The 20,880-nt window shown below is 41.7% G+C and carries 17 protein-coding genes; 11 read left to right on the top strand and 6 right to left on the bottom strand.

Annotation, left to right across the window (positions count from 1 at the left end; translation table 11 throughout):
• Positions 1-150: 150 nt before the first annotated feature.
• From ACFFGT_RS28410 to ACFFGT_RS28390, 5 genes are all read left to right on the top strand, one after another.
• Positions 151-762, top strand: coding sequence for a TetR/AcrR family transcriptional regulator (locus tag ACFFGT_RS28410; RefSeq protein WP_377025900.1), 612 nt, complete (start codon positions 151-153; stop codon positions 760-762).
• An 83-nt stretch (positions 763-845) separates the two neighbouring features.
• Positions 846-2,198 carry a TolC family protein gene (locus tag ACFFGT_RS28405; protein WP_377025899.1) on the top strand — a complete coding sequence of 451 codons (1,353 nt, stop codon included), beginning with the start codon at positions 846-848 and terminating at the stop codon, positions 2,196-2,198.
• A 36-nt stretch (positions 2,199-2,234) separates the two neighbouring features.
• Positions 2,235-3,338, top strand: a complete 1,104-nt coding sequence (locus ACFFGT_RS28400; RefSeq protein ID WP_377025898.1) for an efflux RND transporter periplasmic adaptor subunit — start codon at positions 2,235-2,237, stop codon at positions 3,336-3,338.
• A 25-nt stretch (positions 3,339-3,363) separates the two neighbouring features.
• Positions 3,364-6,786 carry an efflux RND transporter permease subunit gene (locus tag ACFFGT_RS28395; protein WP_377025897.1) on the top strand — a complete coding sequence of 1,141 codons (3,423 nt, stop codon included), beginning with the start codon at positions 3,364-3,366 and terminating at the stop codon, positions 6,784-6,786.
• 127 nt (positions 6,787-6,913) lie between these two features.
• Complete coding sequence (locus ACFFGT_RS28390) at positions 6,914-7,399, top strand: DUF4126 family protein (RefSeq protein WP_377025896.1); 486 nt, start codon at positions 6,914-6,916, stop codon at positions 7,397-7,399.
• Here ACFFGT_RS28390 and ACFFGT_RS28385 read toward each other — a convergent pair.
• A complete protein-coding gene (locus ACFFGT_RS28385) occupies positions 7,396-8,523 on the bottom strand; it encodes a mechanosensitive ion channel family protein (protein WP_377025895.1) in 1,128 nt (375 codons plus the stop codon). The two genes, ACFFGT_RS28390 and ACFFGT_RS28385, sit on opposite strands and share 4 nt — an antisense overlap.
• 175 nt (positions 8,524-8,698) lie before the next feature.
• Between ACFFGT_RS28385 and ACFFGT_RS28380 the strand changes: the two genes are divergently transcribed.
• On the top strand, positions 8,699-9,316 hold the full coding sequence (locus tag ACFFGT_RS28380) for a TetR/AcrR family transcriptional regulator (protein WP_377025894.1): 618 nt from the start codon (positions 8,699-8,701) through the stop codon (positions 9,314-9,316).
• Positions 9,317-9,538: 222 nt separating this feature from the next.
• Here ACFFGT_RS28380 and ACFFGT_RS28375 read toward each other — a convergent pair whose 3' ends face one another.
• The 3 genes from ACFFGT_RS28375 to ACFFGT_RS28365 form a co-directional block, all read right to left on the bottom strand.
• Positions 9,539-9,952 carry an OsmC family protein gene (locus ACFFGT_RS28375; protein ID WP_377025893.1) on the bottom strand — a complete coding sequence of 138 codons (414 nt, stop codon included), beginning with the start codon at positions 9,950-9,952 and terminating at the stop codon, positions 9,539-9,541.
• Positions 9,953-9,969: 17 nt separating this feature from the next.
• Positions 9,970-10,389 carry a hypothetical protein gene (locus ACFFGT_RS28370; RefSeq protein WP_377025892.1) on the bottom strand — a complete coding sequence of 140 codons (420 nt, stop codon included), beginning with the start codon at positions 10,387-10,389 and terminating at the stop codon, positions 9,970-9,972.
• A 73-nt stretch (positions 10,390-10,462) separates the two neighbouring features.
• The gene (locus ACFFGT_RS28365) at positions 10,463-11,710 is read right to left on the bottom strand and encodes a spore maturation protein (RefSeq protein WP_377025891.1); all 1,248 of its coding nucleotides are present in this window, start codon (positions 11,708-11,710) and stop codon (positions 10,463-10,465) included.
• 84 nt (positions 11,711-11,794) lie between these two features.
• Here ACFFGT_RS28365 and ACFFGT_RS28360 point away from each other — a divergent pair, with 84 nt between their 5' ends.
• From ACFFGT_RS28360 to ACFFGT_RS28340, 5 genes are all read left to right on the top strand, one after another.
• Entirely contained in the window at positions 11,795-12,229 is a 435-nt protein-coding gene (locus ACFFGT_RS28360; protein ID WP_377025890.1) for a DinB family protein, read from the top strand.
• A complete protein-coding gene (locus ACFFGT_RS28355) occupies positions 12,229-12,645 on the top strand; it encodes a DUF3052 domain-containing protein (protein WP_377025889.1) in 417 nt (138 codons plus the stop codon). Before ACFFGT_RS28360 ends, ACFFGT_RS28355 begins: the two co-directional genes overlap by 1 nt.
• 90 nt (positions 12,646-12,735) lie before the next feature.
• Positions 12,736-13,164: an OsmC family protein gene (locus tag ACFFGT_RS28350; protein ID WP_377025888.1), complete on the top strand. Its 429-nt coding sequence runs from the start codon at positions 12,736-12,738 to the stop codon at positions 13,162-13,164.
• A 25-nt stretch (positions 13,165-13,189) separates the two neighbouring features.
• Positions 13,190-14,029 carry a maleylpyruvate isomerase N-terminal domain-containing protein gene (locus ACFFGT_RS28345; RefSeq protein WP_377025887.1) on the top strand — a complete coding sequence of 280 codons (840 nt, stop codon included), beginning with the start codon at positions 13,190-13,192 and terminating at the stop codon, positions 14,027-14,029.
• 308 nt (positions 14,030-14,337) lie between these two features.
• Positions 14,338-15,714 carry a DUF6089 family protein gene (locus ACFFGT_RS28340; RefSeq protein ID WP_377025886.1) on the top strand — a complete coding sequence of 459 codons (1,377 nt, stop codon included), beginning with the start codon at positions 14,338-14,340 and terminating at the stop codon, positions 15,712-15,714.
• Between the two features lie 86 nt (positions 15,715-15,800).
• On the opposite strand, the gene ACFFGT_RS28335 is transcribed toward ACFFGT_RS28340, so the two are convergent.
• Both ACFFGT_RS28335 and ACFFGT_RS28330 read right to left on the bottom strand, forming a co-directional pair.
• The gene (locus ACFFGT_RS28335; protein WP_377025885.1) at positions 15,801-17,348 is read right to left on the bottom strand and encodes a RagB/SusD family nutrient uptake outer membrane protein; all 1,548 of its coding nucleotides are present in this window, start codon (positions 17,346-17,348) and stop codon (positions 15,801-15,803) included.
• Positions 17,349-17,370: 22 nt separating this feature from the next.
• Complete coding sequence (locus ACFFGT_RS28330) at positions 17,371-20,733, bottom strand: TonB-dependent receptor (protein WP_377025884.1); 3,363 nt, start codon at positions 20,731-20,733, stop codon at positions 17,371-17,373.
• Between the last annotated feature and the right edge of the window lie 147 nt (positions 20,734-20,880).

The raw sequence follows: 20,880 nt of genomic DNA, 5'->3' as shown, positions 1-20,880 counted from the left end.
GCAGATTAAAAGCTTCGCAAATAAACCACAGAATAATAAGCAATAATTAAATGGATTTTAAAAATGAACAAGTATTTGTAATGGAAAAGTAAAAATGAATGGAAACTTTTTATTCAAAAAATGTTTCCTTAGTTTTGACCCGGAAAGTCAATGAGTCAAACAGAAAGAATTATAAAGGGCGCCGAAGACCTGTTTTTAACAGCAGGTATCAAAAGTATCACCATGGATGATATTGCCAGGCATCTTGGTATGTCGAAAAAAACGATCTATCAGTTTTTTAAAGATAAAAATGAATTGGTTGTTGCCTTAACAACAAAGAAGCTGAAGGAAGATGAGGATCAGATGAATGATATCATCAGCAAATCAGCCAACGTAATTGAAGAAATGATCAACATGACCAAATGCTCAGAAGAGATCTTTTCAAGGATTAACCCAATTGTTATCCACGACCTGCAAAAGTATCATCCTGAAGCCTGGAACGACTTTCAAAAGTTTAAGGCAGAGGTATTAATCAAAAAAATGGAAGAACTGCTGATCAAGGGAATGGGACAGGGGTACATCCGTAAAGATATCGATGTAAAGATAATAGCCCGTATGCGGGTTAACCAGGTTGAACTGGGTTTCAATACATCTATATTCCCGGCAACCGAGTTTAGTCCCTGGAAGGTGCAGGTTCAATTTTTAGATCATTTTAACTATGGCATTTGTACCCTTGAAGGCTACAAGCTGCTTAACGAGTATAAGAATATTAATAATGAATAACATGCTGACACACAGTTGTCATTAACTGCATGAAATTTGTATCAGCTTAAATGAAATCAAATCACTCAACCACAACATATATAATGAAATATCTATTTTACACGGTAACTGTGTTTTGCGCCATGGCCTTTAAGGGTTACGCACAGGAAACAGCGCCAAACACACAAACGTACAATTTTACGGTTCAGGATTGTGTTAATTATGCGTATGAGCATCAGGATTCGGTAGTTAATGCCAAACTTGATATCAAAAGCGCCGAGTATAAAGTTAGAGAAACTACCGGTATCGGTTTGCCGCAGGTAAGCGGTACAGCGTCGTTTCAGGATTATCTGAAGATTCCGACTACTTTATTACCCGGACAGTTTTTTGGTCAGCCTGCCGGCACTTTTGTTCCCATTCAGTTTGGTGTTAAATATCAATCAAGTTTTGGGGTAAATGCTGATCAGATCTTGTTTGATGGCAGCTACCTTGTTGGCTTAAAGGCATCAAAAACTTATAAAGAACTTTCTATCCGCAGTCATATCCGCTCAAAAATTGAGGCTAATGTTAATGTTACCAAGGCTTATTACCAGGTTTTGGTTAGCAATGAGCAGCTTAGATTATTAAATGCCAATATTGCACAGCTAAAGCAGCAGATGGACGAAACTGTACAGCAAAATAAACAAGGCGTTGTAGAAAAAATTGATGTAGACCGGATTACGGTTCAGTACAACAATTTAGTTACAAGCCGCGAAAATACCATCCGTTTGTTAGCCTTAAATTACCAGGTACTTAAGTTTCAGATGGGGATGCCTATTGAATACGCGCTTAGCCTGAAAGATAAGCTTGAAGATATCAGGCTGGATGATAACACAGCCGATCTTGCAGCCGATACCTCATTTTACCATAACCGTATTGAGTATAATTTAGCAGAAACAGCCGTAGACCTTAAGCAACTGGACCTGAAACGTCAAAAATCGCTTTCACTGCCATCGCTTAAAGCCAATGCAGCTTATACCTCATCATACCAGAACAATAATTTTAGTAGCCTTTATAAAATGAGCTTCCCATCAAGTTATGTTGGGTTAACTTTAAACGTACCAATATTTAGCGGCCTTCAGCGTGTTAATCAGATAAAGCAGTACAAAATTGCAGTGTTGAAATCACAGAATGATCTGGAGAATGCCAAAAATGGATTAAAACTGCAAGCTAACCAGGCTCATATTACCTATGTAAACGGTTTGCAATCGCTTAATAATCAAAAACGTAACCAAACGCTTGCCCAGGAGGTATTGCGTGTGTCAAAAGTGAAATATCAGCAGGGGGTAGGCTCAAGCATTGAGGTTACACAGGCCCAAACATCGCTTGAAGATGCAGATAACAAATATATACAAGGTCTTTATGATGCCCTGGTTAGTAAAGTTGACCTTGACAAAGCTTACGGACGAATTAAATAATAACAACAACGCTAAACTCACTATATAACAATGAAAATGAAAAAATTTATATACATACCGTTCCTGGTTTTACTGGCTGCATGCTCAAGTAAACCCAAAGATAAAAACGCCGAGTTGGCCGATCTGAAAAAGCAGCAATCGGATATTAACTCAAAAATTGAGAAGCTGCAAGCGGAGATAGGTACTACCGATTCGGCCAAAAGTACTGATGTAAGTGTTACTGAAGTTAAGACCGGTAGCTTCACCAATTATGTACAAATACAAGGTAAGATAGATGCCCAGGATAATGTTACCGCCTATCCGCAGGCGCAGGCAATTATTACCGCTATTTATGTAAAGCCCGGGCAGCATGTGAGTAAAGGCCAGGTATTAGCACAACTGGATAACAGCGTTATGCAACAAAATATTGCACAAAGCGAAGCACAGGTAAGTTTAAATCAACAGTTATTTGATCGTCAGAAAAACCTCTGGGATCAGAAAATAGGCACCGAAGTGCAATACCTGCAGGCTCAAACCACTTTACAAAGCAGCCAGAAAGCTTTGGCATCACTGAAAAAGCAATCGGCTTTATATCGTATCATATCACCAATTAATGGCACTGTAGACCAAATGGACCTGAAGCTTGGTCAGGGCGCCGCACCTGGTCAAACCGGTATTCGTATAGTCAATGCTGATGTTTTAAAAGTTAAGGCCGATGTTCCTGAGTCATATGCAAGCAGCGTAAACACAGGTAATGATGTTAAAATATTGATTCCGGATGCTAACGATTCATTGGTTACCAAGGTGACTTTTGCAGCCAAAGCCATCGACCCTACATCGCGCAGTTTTGGCGTAGAGATCAAGTTGCCGGTACGCAGCACACTTCGCCCTAACATGACCGCTATTTTAAAAATAGCCGATTATTCAAAAAGCCATACCATATCTGTACCGGTTAAAGCTATCCAGAAGTCAGAGAACGGCGACCATGTTTTTGTTAACCAGAATGGTATAGCCAAACAGGTAAATGTTAAATCGGGTGTTACTTATGGCGGCCAAACTGAGATCTTATCAGGCCTAAAGGCCGGCGACCAGCTGGTTGTTGAAGGCGCTACTGAAATAGAGGATGGCGATAAGATCAAAGTTGTTCAGTCGGCCAATTAGTTATTAATCAATTGATCTGTTCATTATGAAAGATGTAAAAAAAGAATTTGGCCCTTCAAGCTGGGCCATTGATAACAAAACAGCCATTTATGTGCTCATGTTTTTGATCACTGCGCTTGGCCTTGTTAGCTATAATAACCTGCCTAAGGAAAATTTCCCGGATATAGCGCAGTCAAAGGTTTTTATAACTACTACCTATGCCGGGCAATCGCCTCAAAACATTGAGAACCTGGTAACGCGTCAGATAGAAAAGCAGCTTAAATCGTTAAAAGGACTGAAGAAGGTTACCTCAAATTCGGTTCAAAACGTATCCATCATCACTGCCGAATTTCAGGCCGATGTAAAGATTAAGGATGCTAAAATTGATGTAAAAGATGCGGTTGATAAAGCGAAACAGGATTTACCTCAAAATGATAACAACCTTAAAGAGCCTGTTATCTCGGATATTAACGTGGCCGATTTGCCTATTTTGTATATCAATATTTCGGGTAATTATGATCTTAAGAAACTGAAAGAATATGCTGATATCTTGAAGGATGAAATTGAGGGTTACCGTGAAATTTCAAAAGTAGATGAAGTAGGTGCTTTAACGCCCGAAATCCAGGTGAATGTTGACCTGAATAAGATGACTGCTGCTCAGATCAGCTTTACTGATATCACCAATGCAATCGGTAATGAAAATATCCTTTCTTCGGCCGGTACAGTAAAAACCGACGGTGTGCGCAGGGCTATAGATATTAAGCAGGATTTTAAAAATGCTGATGAAGTAGCCGCCATGGCTATTCGTAACCCTAAAGGACAGGCTGTTTATTTACGGGATATAGCTGAGGTAAAAGACTCGTTCCTGGAGCAGGAAAGTTATGCGAGGTTAAAAACCAATGATAACCCTAACTTCAAGAATGTAATTACACTCAACGTAAGTAAAAGGGCGGGAGAGAACCTGATCGAGGCCTCGGACAAGATCAACGAGCTGATCAAATTAAAGCAAAAAACAGTTTTCCCTAAAGGGTTGGACATTGTTGTGACCGGCGATCAATCAGACAAAACGCGTACTACGCTTAATGACCTGATCAATACCATCGTTATCGGTTTCCTTTTAGTTACTGTTATCCTGATGTTTTTCATGGGTACAACCAACGCCATTTTCGTGGCATTGTCAGTACCATTATCATGTTTTATAGCCTTTTTGGTGATGCCTGCAATTGGGTTTACCTTAAATATGATCGTGTTGTTCTCGTTCCTACTGGCGCTGGGTATTGTGGTGGATGATGCTATTGTGGTTATTGAGAATACGCACCGTATTTTTGCAAATGGTAAAGTTCCGATCAAGGAAGCAGCAAAAATGGCTGCCGGTGAAGTGTTTTTGCCTGTGTTTTCAGGTACAATGACCACTTTGGCCCCCTTTATACCTTTGGCATTCTGGAATAGTTTGATAGGGCATTTTATGTTCTTCCTGCCAATAACACTGATCATTACATTACTGGCATCATTAGTAGTTGCTTATATCTTTAACCCTGTGTTTGCGGTTGATTTTATGAGGCCTCACCATGATGGTGAACACGATAACCCTAAGTTTGACAGGCCAACAAAAAGGGCAATGATATTTTTGGCGATAGCTGCAGTTATCGGTTATCTGATGAACGTTGGGGTTGGTAACCTGATTGTGCTCATCATGGTGTTATACCTGATCAACCATTTCTTCCTGTTGCGGGTTATTGACAGGTTTCAGAAAAATGCATGGCCTAAATTTCAAAACTGGTATGCAAAATGGCTTGAGCGTGCGGTACACCGTCCGGTTGTAGTTTTACTGGGAACCATTGGCTTATTCGTTTTTGCTATCTTCTTTATGGCTGTGCGAGGCAAAACACCGGAGTTTTTCCCATCCGGGGATCCTAATTTTGCCTATGTATATATTACCCTGCCAATAGGTACTGATCAGGGTTATACCAATGAAGTTACCAGGCAGATAGAAAAACGCGTTGCCCAGGTTGTTGAACCTGATAAGGATATCGTATCGTCGGTAATCTCGAACGTAACCAAAGGTGTAACCGATCCTACTGATGAAGATCAGGGCGATTATGAAAATAAGGGCAAGGTCACTGTGGCGTTTGTAGAGTTTGGCAAGCGTAACGGTAAGGATACCAAAAAGGTATTAGCTAATATCCGTGCTGCAGTGCAGGGGATCCCTGGCGCAAAAATAGCTGTGGCGCAGGAAAATAGTGGTCCGCCGGTTCAAAAGGATATCAGTATCGAAATTGCCGGCGATAACATTGACACACTTGTAGCTACGGGTAACCGATTAAAGAGTTATCTGGCAAAACAAAATATTGCGGGTATTGAAAACCTTATTGCCGACGTTCAAAGTGATAAACCTGAGATTGTTTTTGATATTGACCGGGAAAGGGCCAACCGCGAGGGTATTTCCTCCGGACAGGTAACGCAAAACCTGTTTACAGCTATATTTGGCTGGAAAGCTGCCGACTTCCGTAATACCCGTGAGGATGATTACAAGATCATGGTAAGGGCGCAGGAAAACCAACGCAGTAATATAGATGAGCTCAAGAACATGAAGATCACTTATCGTGACCTTGCTACTGGTGGTGCCATCCGTCAGGTTCCAATTTCTGCTTTTACCGATGTGCGCTATACCAATACTTACAGTAATATTAAACGCAAACAACAACGCAGGGTATTAACACTTGGCTCAAACGTTATTAAGCCTAATAACCCCAATGAGGTTAATGCTAATATCCTTAAAGCAATAAACAACTTTAAGAAACCGGATAATGTGATCATACGTCAAGGCGGTGGCCAGGAAGACCAGATGGAGGCTATGACTTTCCTGCTTTCGGCGCTTGGTGTGTCATTCGGGCTTATTCTGGTTATTTTAATGATCCAGTTTAACTCTATCGGCAAAACGCTTATTATTATTAGCGAGATACTCTTTAGTATTATTGGTGTGTTGCTGGGCGTTACCATATTCGGTATGACAATGTCCATAGTAATGACGGGTATTGGTATCATTGCGCTGGCAGGTGTAGTTGTTCGTAATGGGATCTTACTGGTTGAGTTTACCGATATGCTGCTTGAGCAGGGCGTTAGCATTCATGATGCTGTAGTTGAGGCTGGTCATACCCGTATGACACCGGTATTGTTAACCGCAACTGCTGCCATTTTAGGTTTGATACCGCTGGCAGTTGGTTTCAATATTGATTTCGTGGGCTTGTTTACCCGTTTCCAACCGCATATTCACTTTGGTGGTGATAACGTTGCTTTCTGGGGCCCGCTGGCCTGGACAATGATCTTTGGTTTAGGCTTTGCCACCATTATTACATTGATACTTGTACCATGTTTATACCTGATCCGTTATAACCTAAAAGCAAGGTTGTTCGGCAAAAAATCGGTTGAACCTAAGCATGTTGAGATATTAGAGCCAGAAACAGTTTAAAATAAAGCCAATAATTTACAAAAAACGGCAGTGCTATTTTTAGCACTGCCGTTTTTGCATTTACAGATTTTTAATCAACAAACATAACAGTGCGTTTCGGGTTGTTTAAATAAATGTTTTGAAGCAAATGAAACCTAAAATATCAAAATCACTTTGGCAGGTAATTGGCCTCGGCACACTGGCCGGGATGCGTACCTTATCAGCTCCTGTTGTAGCCACTCATATATTAAGCCATCATCCATCAAAAAAACTGGAGAAATCGCCGTTAAGGTTTATGCAATCAACAACAGTAGCTGCAGTTTTGAAAGTGTTATCCGTTACCGAGCTTATTGCGGATAAATTACCCTCAACCCCAAACCGCATAGAACCAGCCGGGGTAGCAGGCCGCTGTTTATCAGGTGCTTTGGCCGGTGCAAGCATTTACAAAGCTGTTGGCGGTAAAGCGTTAACCGGAGCGTTGGTTGGAGGGACAGCGGCCATAGCTGCAACTTATGGAAGCTATTATTTGCGCAAAAGCATAGTTAAGGCCAATCACATATCCGACCCGGTAATAGGTGCTGCCGAAGATGCTTTGGTAATCGGAGCAGGTATTGGCCTAAGTAAATTGGTTTAGGCTCCTGCTGTTGGCTGAACATATTTTTCAAGCTCACCCAGGTTGCTGATCTCATTACGTGAACGCGGCAGGCTGCCCGGGAAATTCTTTTGAATAAATGTGATCAGGTTTTCACGGATGTAGCAACGCAGATCGAATGCGTTTGATGAGGTACTGGAGCTCATCAGCATACGGATCTCTATGGTATGTTCCCTTACATCAGTAACCTGCACTACTTTAACCCGTTTATCCCATAAGGTTGATTTAACGATGAGGCGTTCAAACTCTTCACGTATGGCATCAACAGGAACAGTATGGTCCATGTATAAAAACACGGTGCCCAGGATATCTGCCGATGTCCGCGTCCAGTTTTGAAAGGGCTTTTGGATAAAATAATTGATGGGGAGTATCAAGCGGCGTTCGTCCCAGATTTTTAGCACTACATAAGTTAAAGTGATTTCTTCCACGCGGCCCCATTCTTCTTCCACAACCAAAACGTCATCAATGCGGATAGGCTGCGTAAACGCTATCTGGAAACCCGCAAGTAGGTTTCCCAATGAATTTTGCGCTGCAAAACCAACTATAATACCACCAATTCCAACGCCTGTAAGTAAACCGGTGCCTATTTTGCGCATACTTTCAAAACTAAGCAGGATAATGGCAACAGTTAAAAAGATGATGGTTACCACAATGATCTTACGTATAAACTGGATCTGCGTTCGCACTTTGCGCTCTTTAAGGTTATCAACCTTATTAAGGTCGTAGGTGTGATAAATATAATCTTCCAAAATGCGGACAGAACGGACAAGCAGCCCCGCAAAGGAAATAGTAAGCAAAATTTCAATAGTTTTATCGAGTGGCTGATAATAAAGCTTGTTCATCCGCATCAAAGGTGAGAACAGGTTTAACAGAAACAGCGGTATAAAATAGGCAACGGCCGGCCCGAGGTTTACGATTATTGACCGTAAGATGGAATAATCGGTGTCCTTTCGCTCAGCGTAGATCCTGAATAACCTGGTTATAATAAATTTAGTGATCAGGCCTATGAGTATCGCCGAAACGATGATGATCAGGTTCCAGGCAAAGGATGGGATCCGTTGTGAAAACTCAAGCAAATCGGGCGGTAACCTGTTTTCTATATCCATAATCACAAAATGTTTTCCTATAAAATAGTTAGAATGTAAAATTGTTTTAGCAAATGGCCCCTGGACGGGTGTTGCTACATTTATTTAATGAATTTTTGATAGTTTTGTTAAAAAAGTCAGGAAATCGATTGTATGGACTTTTTGTTTACCTGTTTAAATAAAACTTAACGATCAGATGGCAGCAGCGAATGACCAGCAGGATATTAAAAGAGAGAAAATTTTAGAGGCCTCGCATCAGCGCTTTTTACATTACGGTTATTCAAAAACTACCATGAATGAAATAGCCGGCGACCTCTCCATGTCAAAGGCACTGCTGTATTATTATTTTCCGGATAAAAGCCAGTTGTACATTGCTGTAATGCGCAAGCTTGCTGCTGATTATCTTAAAACGCTCGAAAACAGGCTAAATACTTTTACCAATTTAAAAGAAGCTTTTACTTTCCAGGTAAACACCCATCACGAGTTTATCGTTAATAATTACAACTTTTTTGATTTTTTCAGGCTTAATGAGCAAAACCTTCCGGAAACCATCTGGCAAATAGTTGGTGAAGTACATGGTGCTGAGTTGGGCCTGCTGAGCAATGCCATTAAAAGCGAAGTTGCAAAAGGAGCGATAAAACCTGTAGAAAACCCTGATGAGGTTGTTGATGTATTGATGGATGCCTTACATGGCATCAGGGTAGGGGCCATATCCCAAAAGAAAAGTAACTTCCCCCGCAAGGAACATCTTGAAGAGATCCACACCAAAAAGCTGCTCCTGCTGGATATTTTTATCCGGGGCTTAATGGCTTAAAGTCATCTGAAGGTATAAATAAGCTGTACTGTCAGTTAGCCGTCAAATGAATTGGCTATTCAATACTGTGGCTGCTATTTATGGGTACATTTGTACTTACAAATAATTTAATAGCCAGGTAATTACCTTCCCGTTCAAATTATTTATAAATACTTCTTTTTTAAGAGGTGATTGTTTTAGAGTGATTTAGCCTGCATAGCATTTTTGCCGTGCAGGCTTTTTTTATACACTGATATTCGTGTGGATATCAATATTGCCAATCAATATTTTATGAACCGGGCAGGCATTGGCTATTTTTAGTAGCCGCTCTCTTTGCTCTTCACTCACTTCGCCTTTAAAGCTAAGCCTGGTTTCAATGCGTGTACCGCTTAAAGTCTTAAACATTTCAACGTCGGCTTTAATTTCTTCGATAGGCCACATTTTGCGGTTAATGTACATGCGCAGGGTAATAACGGTGCAGCTTGCAAGGCTGGCCAGTAATAAACTAAATGGGTTCATACCGGTATCGCTGCCATCGGCTTTCAGGGGCTCATCCGTGATGATACCGTGGCCGCCACTGTTAACTACTGTTTGATATTGGGTGCGCCCTATAAGTGCAGTAGCACTTTCTATCAACTCAATTTCTGCTTCTTCCATAAGGCTTGTGTTTTCTTTTATTCCGAGCTTTCGTTAATATCAACCACAGCCCAGTTCTTTTTCAAAAATTTAGGGCCGCCGTTATATTTCAGGACCACCTCAAAATTAGTACGGTTTGTTTCGCCTTTGTCCCCCGTTGAAAGTACATACGATTTAATGATAAAAATCGAGTCGGCTTTTTTACCAAACTGGTATTTATCATCGGGAAAGGAGATGTTGCCGTTACGGATGGTTGGTTTTACAAATTCCATTGCAATTTTATAAGTATCATCGGCATTGGGCATTTTACTGAATGAAAGCACTTCTGAAATGCCCCCGGATGTGGCAAATTTCACCATGATAAAAATAAACACTACGCCGGCAATAACCATGGCATATACGCCTTTCATAGCGCGCTTTTTTTTGAGCTGCTTTTCTTTAAGATAAGTTTGTGTCATTAGTTTAAAAAGGGTGCAATAAAAATACTAATTAAATTGATGAATGAAAGTTGCGCTCCCTTTTTAACAGTATTTAGGGCTGATGACCAAAGAATAAATATGCGATAAAGATAGCGGCAATAACACCGGCCAAATCGGCTATAAGCCCGGCTGGGATGGCATAGCGGGATTTTTTAATACCCACCGAACCGAAATACAGGGCCACAATATAAAAAGTAGTATCGGCCGAACCGTTAAAGATCCCGGCAAGCCTCCCGGCAAATTTGTCGACCCCAAAAGTTTGCATAACCGTTATCATCATACCTTTTGAACCAGAGCCGCTTAAAGGCTTAAGGTAAGCAACCGGCATGGCATCAACAAAACGGGTATCTAAATTAAACCGAACACAAACCCAGCGCAGCCCTTCGTTCATATAATCCAAAGCTCCGCAGCTTCTGAACACGCTTATGCCTACCAACATGGCAACCAGGTAGGGGATTATTTTAACAGAGGTTTCAAAACCTCCCTTGGCGCCCTCTACAAAAACTTCAAATACATTTACCTTCTTGATCAACCCACCCACAATAAATATTACCGGTATGGTAAACAGCATCACATTACTGATAACAGATGATACCGTGCTGATCTGCCCTTTGGTTAACTGGGTGGTGAAGTACCATACTACCAGTGTAATAAAAGCTGTAACGCCGCCAAGCCAGCCAATGATTACCCTATCGAAAAGGTTAATCTTTTGCTTGATGGCAACCGCTATAAGTCCCACTACAGTAGCTACATAAGTAGCGATAATGCAGGGTAAAAATACCTCGGCCGGATCTTTTGAGTTAAGGATTGCCCTTTGGGCTATAATGGTAACCGGCAATAATTGTAAGCCCGATGTATGCAGCACCAGGAACATGATCTGGGCATTTGATGCGGTTTCCTTATCGGGATTAAGCTCCTGCAGGCTGCCCATAGCTTTTAAACCGAGTGGTGTGGCCGCATTGTCAAGGCCCATCAAGTTAGCCGAAAAGTTCATCATCATTTGGCCTGTAGCCGGGTGGTCCTTAGGTACATCCGGGAACAAACGGCTAAAGAACGGTCGTACTATCTTTGATAAAAAATTGATTGCCCCGGCTTTCTCACCAATGTTCAGAATACCGAGCCAGAATGCCATCGAGCCAATTAACGGCAATGCAATATCCATTACTGATGATTTTGACGAATTAAATAATCCTTCAACCAATAATTTGAAAGCTTCTGTATCGCCAAAAAAAACTAATTTTATAAGTGAAACGACAAATGCAATTACAAAAAAAGCTATCCAGATATAGTTAAGCGCCATAGTAATGTTTAAGGCTTTGAAGTTAGTGCTTTTGCTGTTTAATATGAAATGCTGATATTTATATACTACTGATATAAACAATAAATGAACGAGGCAATCAACCAACTCACCAATATAATTGATAACGTACGGCAATTAAAAGGCCATAATATTGATTGGGCATATAAAGCATCGCCCGCTAAATGGTCTAACAAAGAAGTCATCGGTCATTTAATTGATAGTGCCCAAATTAACCTGCAGCGCTTTGTACGCTGTACTTATGAAGAAAACTTCAGGCTTACCTATGAGCAAGTTGAATGGGTTGCAGCTGCCCGTTACCAGGATGCTGACGTTGAAGAGTTAATAGAGCTTTGGGCACTATTAAACCTGCAAATTGTACGTGTATTAAAAAATTACCCGCCAGGGAGGTTAGGCATACGTTGCGATAACAGTAAACAGGAGCCCAACCTACAAACAGTTGAGTGGCTTGCTGCCGACTATGTTGAGCATATGTTGCATCATTTAAAAGGGATCTTGTAATGGCTGGCTATTCAGGTACACCACTGGCAAAAAAGCTCGGCATAAAAGCCGGGGCAAAGCTTATGCTGATTAATGCACCTGATCATTACCTTGAGTTGTTTACCGATATGCCTGCTGATGTTTATTTTACAGATAATGTTTCGCTTGAAAATGATGTGATCCATTTCTTTAGCAAAAGTGCAGATGAATACCAGGCTAAGCTTCCCAAATTAATGGAGCAAATAAAGCAGGATGGCATGATCTGGATTTCCTGGCCCAAAAAGGCCTCAAAAGTATTGACTGATATTACGGAAGACCTGATCAGGAACTTCGCCCTGCAAATTGGGTTGGTTGATATTAAGGTTTGCGCGGTTGATGAAGTTTGGTCAGGTTTAAAGCTGGTGATACCTGTTAAGAACAGAAAATATATGACATAGGTCATTTTTAGCTAAAACCGCTTAAACAACAGTAGTGCGTTTTAGCATAAGCGCTTAATTGTATAACTTAGCGCAATAATACCGAATACTATGGCTCAGATTGAATTAAAACGTGTACATGGCGATTTTGGCTTTGAAGCTGTTGACGCTAACGGGCACACAGTAAAAATGGACAGCAGTCCGGAAAGTGGGGGCCAGGATTTTGGGATCCGCCCAATGCAGATACTTTTGATGGGCCTTGCCGGTTGCTCGGCAATTGACGTGATCAGTATCCTTAAAAAACAACGCCAGGAAATAACCGACTATAAAATGGTGGTTAACGGCGAACGTGAAGCCGGTAAGGAGCCTTCATTATGGGAGGATGTGGATATTGAATTTCATATTTACGGTGATGTTGATGAGGATAAAGCTGTACGCGCTGCCGAACTCTCTATTAACAAATACTGTTCAGTTGCTGCAACGCTTTCAAAAGCTGGTGCCGAAATTAAATGGAAGGTGATTGTTCACCCTGCTGAATAACACATAAACTTTTAAAGTATACCAAATGGCGGAACAGGAAGTACCTATTAAAACAGTGCACCTGTTCCCCCTTTTGGATCAAAAGCTGATAGATCTGCTTAAATCACTATCGGCCGATGACTGGAACAAGCCTACATTGGCAAAACTTTGGACGGTAAAAGATATTGCCGCTCATTTGCTTGATGGTAACATCCGTACCATATCCTCATCTCATCAATTCGCTGGCGATCTTCCGCCCAATCCCATTAATAGCTACAGTGATTTAGTGGATTTTTTGAATGGATTAAATGCCACATGGGTAAAAGCTATGAGGCGCATGAGTCCGCAGTTACTTACTGAGTTATTGGAAACAACAGGCAAGCAATACAGCGAGATAATGGCTAAGGCAGACCTGTTTGCACCTGCACCATTTTCCGTAGCCTGGGCAGGAGAGGAGCACTCCGTTAACTGGTTTCATATAGCCCGGGAATACACTGAAAAGTTTCATCATCAGCAACAGATCCGCGAAGCGGTTGGTAAACAAGGTATTATTACTGCTGAATTGTTTTACCCTTGCATTGACACTTTTATGTGTGGACTGCCGCATGCATACCGTACGGTCATAGCCAATACCGGGGCCCTTGTCCAAATTAAGGTAACGGGTGAAGCTGGCGGAGATTGGTACCTCCTCAAGATGACCGAGGGCTGGACGCTCACTAAAAATGCAGGTTCAAGCCTGGATACAATAGTTACTTTATCTCCCGATATCGCCTGGAAAGTATTTACCAAAGGCATCCATCCACAAACTGCATTAGAAGCATCAGAAATCAGCGGAAATATTAACCTTGGCGAAAATCTATTTAATATGGTTGCCGTAATGGCTTAACCGAAATAATATTTATTTACCAATATCTGTACAAAACTGTATTCTTTTTAACTCATTAACCAGTTGGTACAGAAAGTCAAATGCGCATCATTTATTGCCGTTTAAGTTAATCTGAAATGTGTCATAAAAATACAGTCGTTTAGCTTAGCTAATCAGCGTTTTATATTAAATTTCTATTATTGTTATTCGATTTGTTTTCTGGGCGTTTTGCAGTAGGTTTTCGGGGCTGTAAATATTGATGGCATCAATGTTGGACTATCCTATGTACGTTTTACTTGAATGTTAAACGTATAATTAAACTTATAAATATGAAAACAAATTTAAAAAAAGCTTCGCTACTTCTTACCGGAGTTATGATTGGAAGTAAATTATTCGCTCAATCAGCAGATACTTCAGCTACAGCAAAAGATTACGTAAAACCATTTTCCGGCGGCGGCGAATTACGCACCTGGTCGATAGGCGTGCATGGTGGGCTGTTAACTCCATTTACCGTATTCGGTCGTAACAGCAGGCAGGATTTTACAAGCCCAACTGAACAATTTGGTTATGGCGCTTACATTAAAAAACAAATATTACCATCATTTGGCTTACAAGCCGATTTCCTTCGCGGTGAGGTATCATCATCAAACAGCCACGTAAATACAGCTGGTACATCTACTTATGACTCTTACTCTACAAAACTAAATTGGTCGGCAGCCTTAAGTGCCAACTTTACATTGGCAAACATTAACTGGCGTCACGACAGGCCGTTCATTCAACCGTACTTAACTGCAGGTGCTGGTTATATGAACTATACGCCAAGGATTACACCAGCTGGCGGCACCCAGGAAAACTTCAAGAAAACCGATAACGGGCACATTGGTGAAGTATTCATTCCGATTGGTGCAGGTTTGAAATTCAACCTTGCTCCGGGTATCAACCTTGATCTGGGTTACCAGGTTAACTTTGTTCAATCGGATAACTTTGACGGTTACAACTTTGGCAACAGCGATGACAGATTTTCATACGCTCACGTTGGTTTAGAGTTTGCATTAGGCAGCAAGAAAAAACCGCAAATGGCTGTTCATAACCCGGTATCGTCAATGCGTACTGAGTACCTGTGGGAAAACCAACGTACCCGCGCTGAGTTACAGCAACAAATTGATGCTGAAAAAGCAAGAAACGCACAATTGGCCAGCGATCTTGCTGCAACCAATGCCAACCTTGCTAAGTTAACTACAGATAGTGATGGTGACGGTGTTGTTGATGTTAATGACAAATGTCCTAACACACCTGCAGGTCAAAAAGTTGATGGTTCAGGCTGTCCTTTAGCTAAACCGGTAGTATATGTTACCGAAGAAGATAAAAAAGTAGTTAAAGACGCTATCAAAAACCTGGAATTTGATTTGGGCAAAGCTACCATCCGTGACCACTCATACCCAAGTTTGGATAGGGTTGCTCAACTATTGGTTGATAAAAACTTTAGCTTGAAACTTGCCGGTCATACAGATAACACAGGTTCGGCTGATTTGAACATGCGTTTATCAAAAGACCGTGCCGAGTCGGTTAAAGCATATTTAGTGAGCAAAGGTGCAAATGCATCACGTATTGAAGCAACAGGTTATGGCCAAACCCAGCCAATTGCTACAAACAAAACCGCTGCCGGCCGTCAGGCTAACCGCAGGGTTGAGTTTACTTTATATTAGTAGAAAGTAAATTCTTTAAATAATAAAAGGCAAAAGGCCACCCAATCTCGGGTGGCCTTTGCTTTTTTGTGATTAAGTTAACGGAATTAGTTGTTAGTATAACCAGGGTTTTGATCGCTTTCACCAATATCATCATTTTGCTTAATTTCCTGCAGTGGGATAGGGTAGCGGTTGTGGTACTGTTGTATGGTTCCTGATTGTGCAGTCCATTTATTGCGGGCTTTAACCAGGTCAACCAATTTGCCTGAACGGATTAAATCCATCCTTCTCCAGCCTTCAAAGCACAATTCACGCATGCGCTCGTCAAGCATTTTAGTACGGAATTCATCCGGCGACATACCATTGTTCCAGCGTTTATCGGCAGGCAAGGTGCCACCCCAGGCCCTTTTGCGGATCTGGTTGTTTACAATATCAACCGCTTGTGTTGTATTGCCGGTTTCGTTAAGTGTTTCGGCATAGCACAGCAGGATATCCGCATAGCGTAAAAAGAAGATATCTTTACCTGATAGCCAAAAGCTCAAAGTTCCATCCGTACGAATGTCCTCAAACTTTTTAACATGCGGGTCGAGCTCGTCACCGCCAAAAGTTGGGTTAAGTACAGGTTTTTTGCCTTTGTAGGTGAAATCGTAGCGGATACTTTCGCCTTTGCGAATATCTCCATCTTCCCACAATCCACCTTTACTTACGTCTGAATAGCAGTAGGTTGTAGGTACCATGAGGTCATATCCGCCAAAATAACAATACTGATCAATATCAGCTAAAGAGCGTGAGCCCATTTGCCACTGGCATTGGTTGTTATCAGGGTAAACGTTATTAAACTGAAACTCATAAATTGATTCGGTGCTGTTTGCGTTGGTTGGTTTCCACAAATCAGCATAGTTTGGCACCAGCGAATACTTACCGCTGTTAACTACCTGCTCAAAATAGGTTTTAGCTTTGGTATAGTCCCTTAAGCCGGATGCAGCAGGCGCATACAGGTAAATTTTACCTAATAAAGCAAGCGCAGCACCTTTTGTAGCACGGCGTTTATCGGTTTGTGTTTCGGGCAGGTATTTTACCGCATTTTCAAGATCGGTAATAATAAACTGGTACACTAATGGCAGCGGCTGGCGCTTGGTGCCGTACTCCTGGAATTTTGCCTGGTCAATGATAGGGATCTCGCCCCAGTATTGGGATATTTCAAAGGTTAAGGCCGCGCGAATAAAACTTGATTCGCCTAAAAGCGTGTTTTTTCTTGTGCCTTCCTCTTTATTAAGCCCCAGGGCGTAAACCGCTTTGGCTGCTGCCGAAATTACCGGCCAGCGGTTGTTCCATTGTTCGGCCAGTGCAGTGTTACTTGGCGCTAAAAAGCCGTTATAGCGGTCAAGACCTGCCTGCCTGTCATCTGTTTTAACCTGGTAGGCCCCTTGCTGGGCTTCATCACTGCCGAGAGTGAACATAAAGCCGCCACGGTCTTTTTTAACATTTCGCCAGCTGGTGTATAAACCCAATACCAAAGGTTCAATATTGTCAAGCTTTGAAAAAACCTGTTCCTCAGTTAAAGCCGTTTGCGGCTCCTGAACCACAAATTTCTTACATGAGCCTGATACCACTACCACAAAGGCAAGTAATATCAAAATATATTTTCTTTTCATTTTTCAGTATGATTAAATCGTATTAAAATCCAATATTAACACCCGCTACAATCATTTTTTGCATTGGATAACCATCGCCGCCCTCCGGGTCATAACCTTTGTATTTGGTTATGGTGAACAGGTTGCTACCTGTTACATACACCCTGAAATTGCTTAACCTTGCTTTTTTCATGAACGGCTGGTTAAAGCTGTATGCCAGTGTTAAGGCAGATAACCTCAGGTATGATGAGTTTTGTACCGCGTAATCAGTTTCGCCTACTCCATAACGACCGGTACCCTGGTAGGCCCTTGGGATGTTGCTGTTGGTATTGGTTGGTGTCCAGCGGTTAAGCTCATCGTCAATACCTGCATATTCGCCGGTACCGTTAAGTAGGCCTTCATATAAGCCACTGATTTTTTTACCGCCAACGTTATAGGTGAATACTCCATTTAACGATATGTTTTTGTAGGTAAAGTTGGTTGAGAAGCCACCGTAAAACTTAGGATCAGTATTGCCTACAACAATTCGGTCGGCATCATCAATCTTTTTATCACCGTTAACATCAACAGGGATTATATCACCCGGACGGATAGTGCGGCCGCCGTAGTCGATACCTTTAATGCGATCCATATCCGACTGTTGGGCAATCTTCTCAAACTTATAGGTGTAAATTGAATTCAATGATTTACCAAGGAAAAGGTTGCCTTCACGCTGGATATCAACACCGGTAAAGCCACCATAATTATAAATAGCGTCAACACTGCCATAAAGTTTAGTGATCTTGTTGCGGTATGATGAGATATTTGCGCTAAAATCCCATTGGAAGTCCTTGTTGTTCAGGATACGGGCGTTTACATTCAACTCAACACCCTTGTTTAACAAGGCACCAACGTTATCAATGGTATTACTAAAGCCCGACGTTGTTGAAAGCGTGCGCTGCATCAACAGGTCATTATTATGAATAATGAAGTAATCGGCAGTAATATTAAGCCTGTTTTTCAGGATGCCAAGATCAACACCTACGTTCAGTTGTTTTTGTTTTTCCCAGCGAAGATTAGGGTTCCCTAAGCGGCCGTCAGATACATAAGTAACCGAGCCACTTGTAAATACCGGCCTGTATAATGAACGGTAAGCAAAGTCTGGTATGTTTTGATTACCGGCAATACCATAACCTGCGCGGAGTTTAAGATTATCGATATTGGCACCCTTCATGAAATCCTCGCGGGCTACATTCCATGCCAATGCAAGCGATGGGAATAATCCCCATTTGTTGCCATTTCCAAATCTTGATGAACCATCATAGCGGCTGGTTAACGTAGCAAAGTATTTATTATCGTAGTTATAGTTTATCCTGCCAATGTAACTTACCAATGAGTTGGTGGTAAAATCAGATTGAAGCTGGAACTTATCTTTCAGATATGCACCACCAAGATACTTGAACGAGAAGTCATCTGTAGCAAATCCCTGTGCATCAACCTGATTGTAATCATGGCTGTTTTTAGTTAAGCCAAAGCTAACCAAGGCCGAGAAATTATTTTTGCCGATGCTTTTATCATACGATACCGAATTGTCCCATTGCCAGTTCAACCAGTTATCTTTCTTTTGAGTAGCGCTGCCACTCGTTGAGTTACGTAGTGACTGTCCTAAATCCCTTGGAATGTAGTTGAAATAGTTTTGATTCCGTACATCAACAGAGAAGCCGCTGCGGATATTCAATCCTTGAATTGGATTAACAACCACGTAGTTGGTAGTTAACAAGCGGTTTTGATTGCCTTTTCCATCAATCCTTAAGCTTCGTATGGGGTTATACAGATCCGGACTCTTGATGCCTTTCCAGCTCAAATAAGCAACGGTATCATTTATTGGCAGCAACGGGTTCGCGTTAGCTGCTATGTTGAATACGCCACCGTCGATATAGGATTCTTCGGTGCGGGCAAACGTGGTGTTGGTACCAACTTTTAACCATGGTTTTATTTTTTGGTCGAGATTGATCTTGCCACCGTAACGTTTATAGTCGGAAGTTTTTAGCAAGCCTTTTTGATCGGTATAATTAAAGCTTACATATACAGATGAGCCATCGGTTGTGCTTTTTGAAAAGCTGATGGTGTGATTTTGCTGAACACCGTTTTGCTTGATCCTGCTAAGCCAGTTGTAGCTTTGACCTGCGTTATAGGTTTTTAATTCATCAGCGCCAAAAGCAGGCGAGCCAGGCGATAACAGGGTTTTAACATATGTCGCCCTATCGGCAGTTGGATTGTCATCCATGTATTTATTAGCATAGGCATCGACGCGCAAATCAACTATTTGCTGCGCATTAAGGTAGTTTACATTGTGGGTAAATGATTGGAAGCCTACCCATGCATTATAATCGATCCTGCCTTCACCGCTTTTGCCTTTTTTGGTGGTGATCAAAACCACGCCGTTAGCACCCCGGGCGCCATACAGTGCCGTTGCCGAAGCATCCTTCAAAATGTCTACACTGGCAACATCGTCGGGGTTAATGGAGTTAAAGCCGTCTTCAATCACCAAACCGTCAACAACATAAATAGGGTTTGCTCCATACTGAATAGAATTGTTGCCCCGTACCTTTATAGATGCAGTACCACCGGGGCGAGGGTCGGTATTCTGCACCAATACACCCGCAACGCGGCCCTGGATAGCCTGGTTAACATTGGTCACCGGCAGCTCTTTTAAGGTTTTTTCATTTACACTGCCTACCGAACCTGTCAGGTCGCCCTTTTTTATCACAGCGCCTACAACCACTACTTCGGTAAGGTTGTTGTTAGCCGGTACCAGCGCAATATTCATCGCGCCTTCCTTTGCCGGCAACTCCTGTGTCTCAAATCCTACTGCCGAAAATACCAAAATGGTTCCCGCAGCAACATTTAAGGTGAATGCCCCGTTATTGTCGGTTACTGTACCTGTTTTGGTGCCTTTTATGGTAACCGAAACCCCGGGCACAGGAAGTCCTCGCTCGTCGACTACTTTACCCGAAACAGGGGCCTGTGTCAGATCAAGGTCGTTCCTTTTGGTAAGTGACGGTAGCTGCTCAATATTTAAATTCCTGATCACAATAACATCTCCCGAAACCTCGTAGGTGAGTTTCAGCGGTGTAAACAGATCTGTTAATACAGTACCCAATGATTTTTGGAAGTATGAAGCATTAACCTTTTGATTGCCATTGATAAGATCAGGGCTGAAAACAAAATTAATATGATATTGCTGCTCCAGTTTTTTGATCACCGTTTTGAGCGCTGTATTGCTTTCGCTTACTGAAATTTTTGTGTCAAGGATGGCCTGTGCTTTTGAATCTTTAGCAATGGCGGTGCCTAACAATGAGAGACTTAATGTTAACTGTAAAAACGTGATCTTCATTATTTTTACGAGTATAGGTTTATATTTCATAGATTTGGTTAGAGTTAATAATTCGTTAATAACTTGACAAAAAAGCCCCGCTCAACCTTTGCAAGAGGTTACAGTAAAAATGGGTATCAAGCATTTTGGGGCTAAACTTTTGGACCGGCAGTACCGCAAATATTGCCGGTTTCTTTT

Source organism: Mucilaginibacter angelicae (assembly GCF_042434235.1).
In the GTDB taxonomy this organism is placed as follows: Bacteria; Bacteroidota; Bacteroidia; order Sphingobacteriales; family Sphingobacteriaceae; genus Mucilaginibacter; species Mucilaginibacter angelicae.
This window is presented reverse-complemented; position numbering and strand designations above follow the sequence as displayed.

Coding starts and splice junctions, on each gene's coding strand:
- ACFFGT_RS28365 (WP_377025891.1), bottom strand. CDS start 11,710: ATGGCGCTTAACTATATCTGGATAGCTTTTTTTGTAATTGCATTTGTC.
- ACFFGT_RS28405 (WP_377025899.1), top strand. CDS start 846: ATGAAATATCTATTTTACACGGTAACTGTGTTTTGCGCCATGGCCTTT.
- ACFFGT_RS28395 (WP_377025897.1), top strand. CDS start 3,364: ATGAAAGATGTAAAAAAAGAATTTGGCCCTTCAAGCTGGGCCATTGAT.
- ACFFGT_RS28380 (WP_377025894.1), top strand. CDS start 8,699: ATGGCAGCAGCGAATGACCAGCAGGATATTAAAAGAGAGAAAATTTTA.
- ACFFGT_RS28345 (WP_377025887.1), top strand. CDS start 13,190: ATGGCGGAACAGGAAGTACCTATTAAAACAGTGCACCTGTTCCCCCTT.
- ACFFGT_RS28350 (WP_377025888.1), top strand. CDS start 12,736: ATGGCTCAGATTGAATTAAAACGTGTACATGGCGATTTTGGCTTTGAA.
- ACFFGT_RS28410 (WP_377025900.1), top strand. CDS start 151: ATGAGTCAAACAGAAAGAATTATAAAGGGCGCCGAAGACCTGTTTTTA.
- ACFFGT_RS28400 (WP_377025898.1), top strand. CDS start 2,235: ATGAAAAAATTTATATACATACCGTTCCTGGTTTTACTGGCTGCATGC.
- ACFFGT_RS28375 (WP_377025893.1), bottom strand. CDS start 9,952: ATGGAAGAAGCAGAAATTGAGTTGATAGAAAGTGCTACTGCACTTATA.
- ACFFGT_RS28335 (WP_377025885.1), bottom strand. CDS start 17,348: ATGAAAAGAAAATATATTTTGATATTACTTGCCTTTGTGGTAGTGGTA.
- ACFFGT_RS28370 (WP_377025892.1), bottom strand. CDS start 10,389: ATGACACAAACTTATCTTAAAGAAAAGCAGCTCAAAAAAAAGCGCGCT.
- ACFFGT_RS28390 (WP_377025896.1), top strand. CDS start 6,914: ATGAAACCTAAAATATCAAAATCACTTTGGCAGGTAATTGGCCTCGGC.
- ACFFGT_RS28340 (WP_377025886.1), top strand. CDS start 14,338: ATGAAAACAAATTTAAAAAAAGCTTCGCTACTTCTTACCGGAGTTATG.
- ACFFGT_RS28385 (WP_377025895.1), bottom strand. CDS start 8,523: ATGGATATAGAAAACAGGTTACCGCCCGATTTGCTTGAGTTTTCACAA.
- ACFFGT_RS28355 (WP_377025889.1), top strand. CDS start 12,229: ATGGCTGGCTATTCAGGTACACCACTGGCAAAAAAGCTCGGCATAAAA.
- ACFFGT_RS28360 (WP_377025890.1), top strand. CDS start 11,795: ATGAACGAGGCAATCAACCAACTCACCAATATAATTGATAACGTACGG.
- ACFFGT_RS28330 (WP_377025884.1), bottom strand. CDS start 20,733: ATGAAATATAAACCTATACTCGTAAAAATAATGAAGATCACGTTTTTA.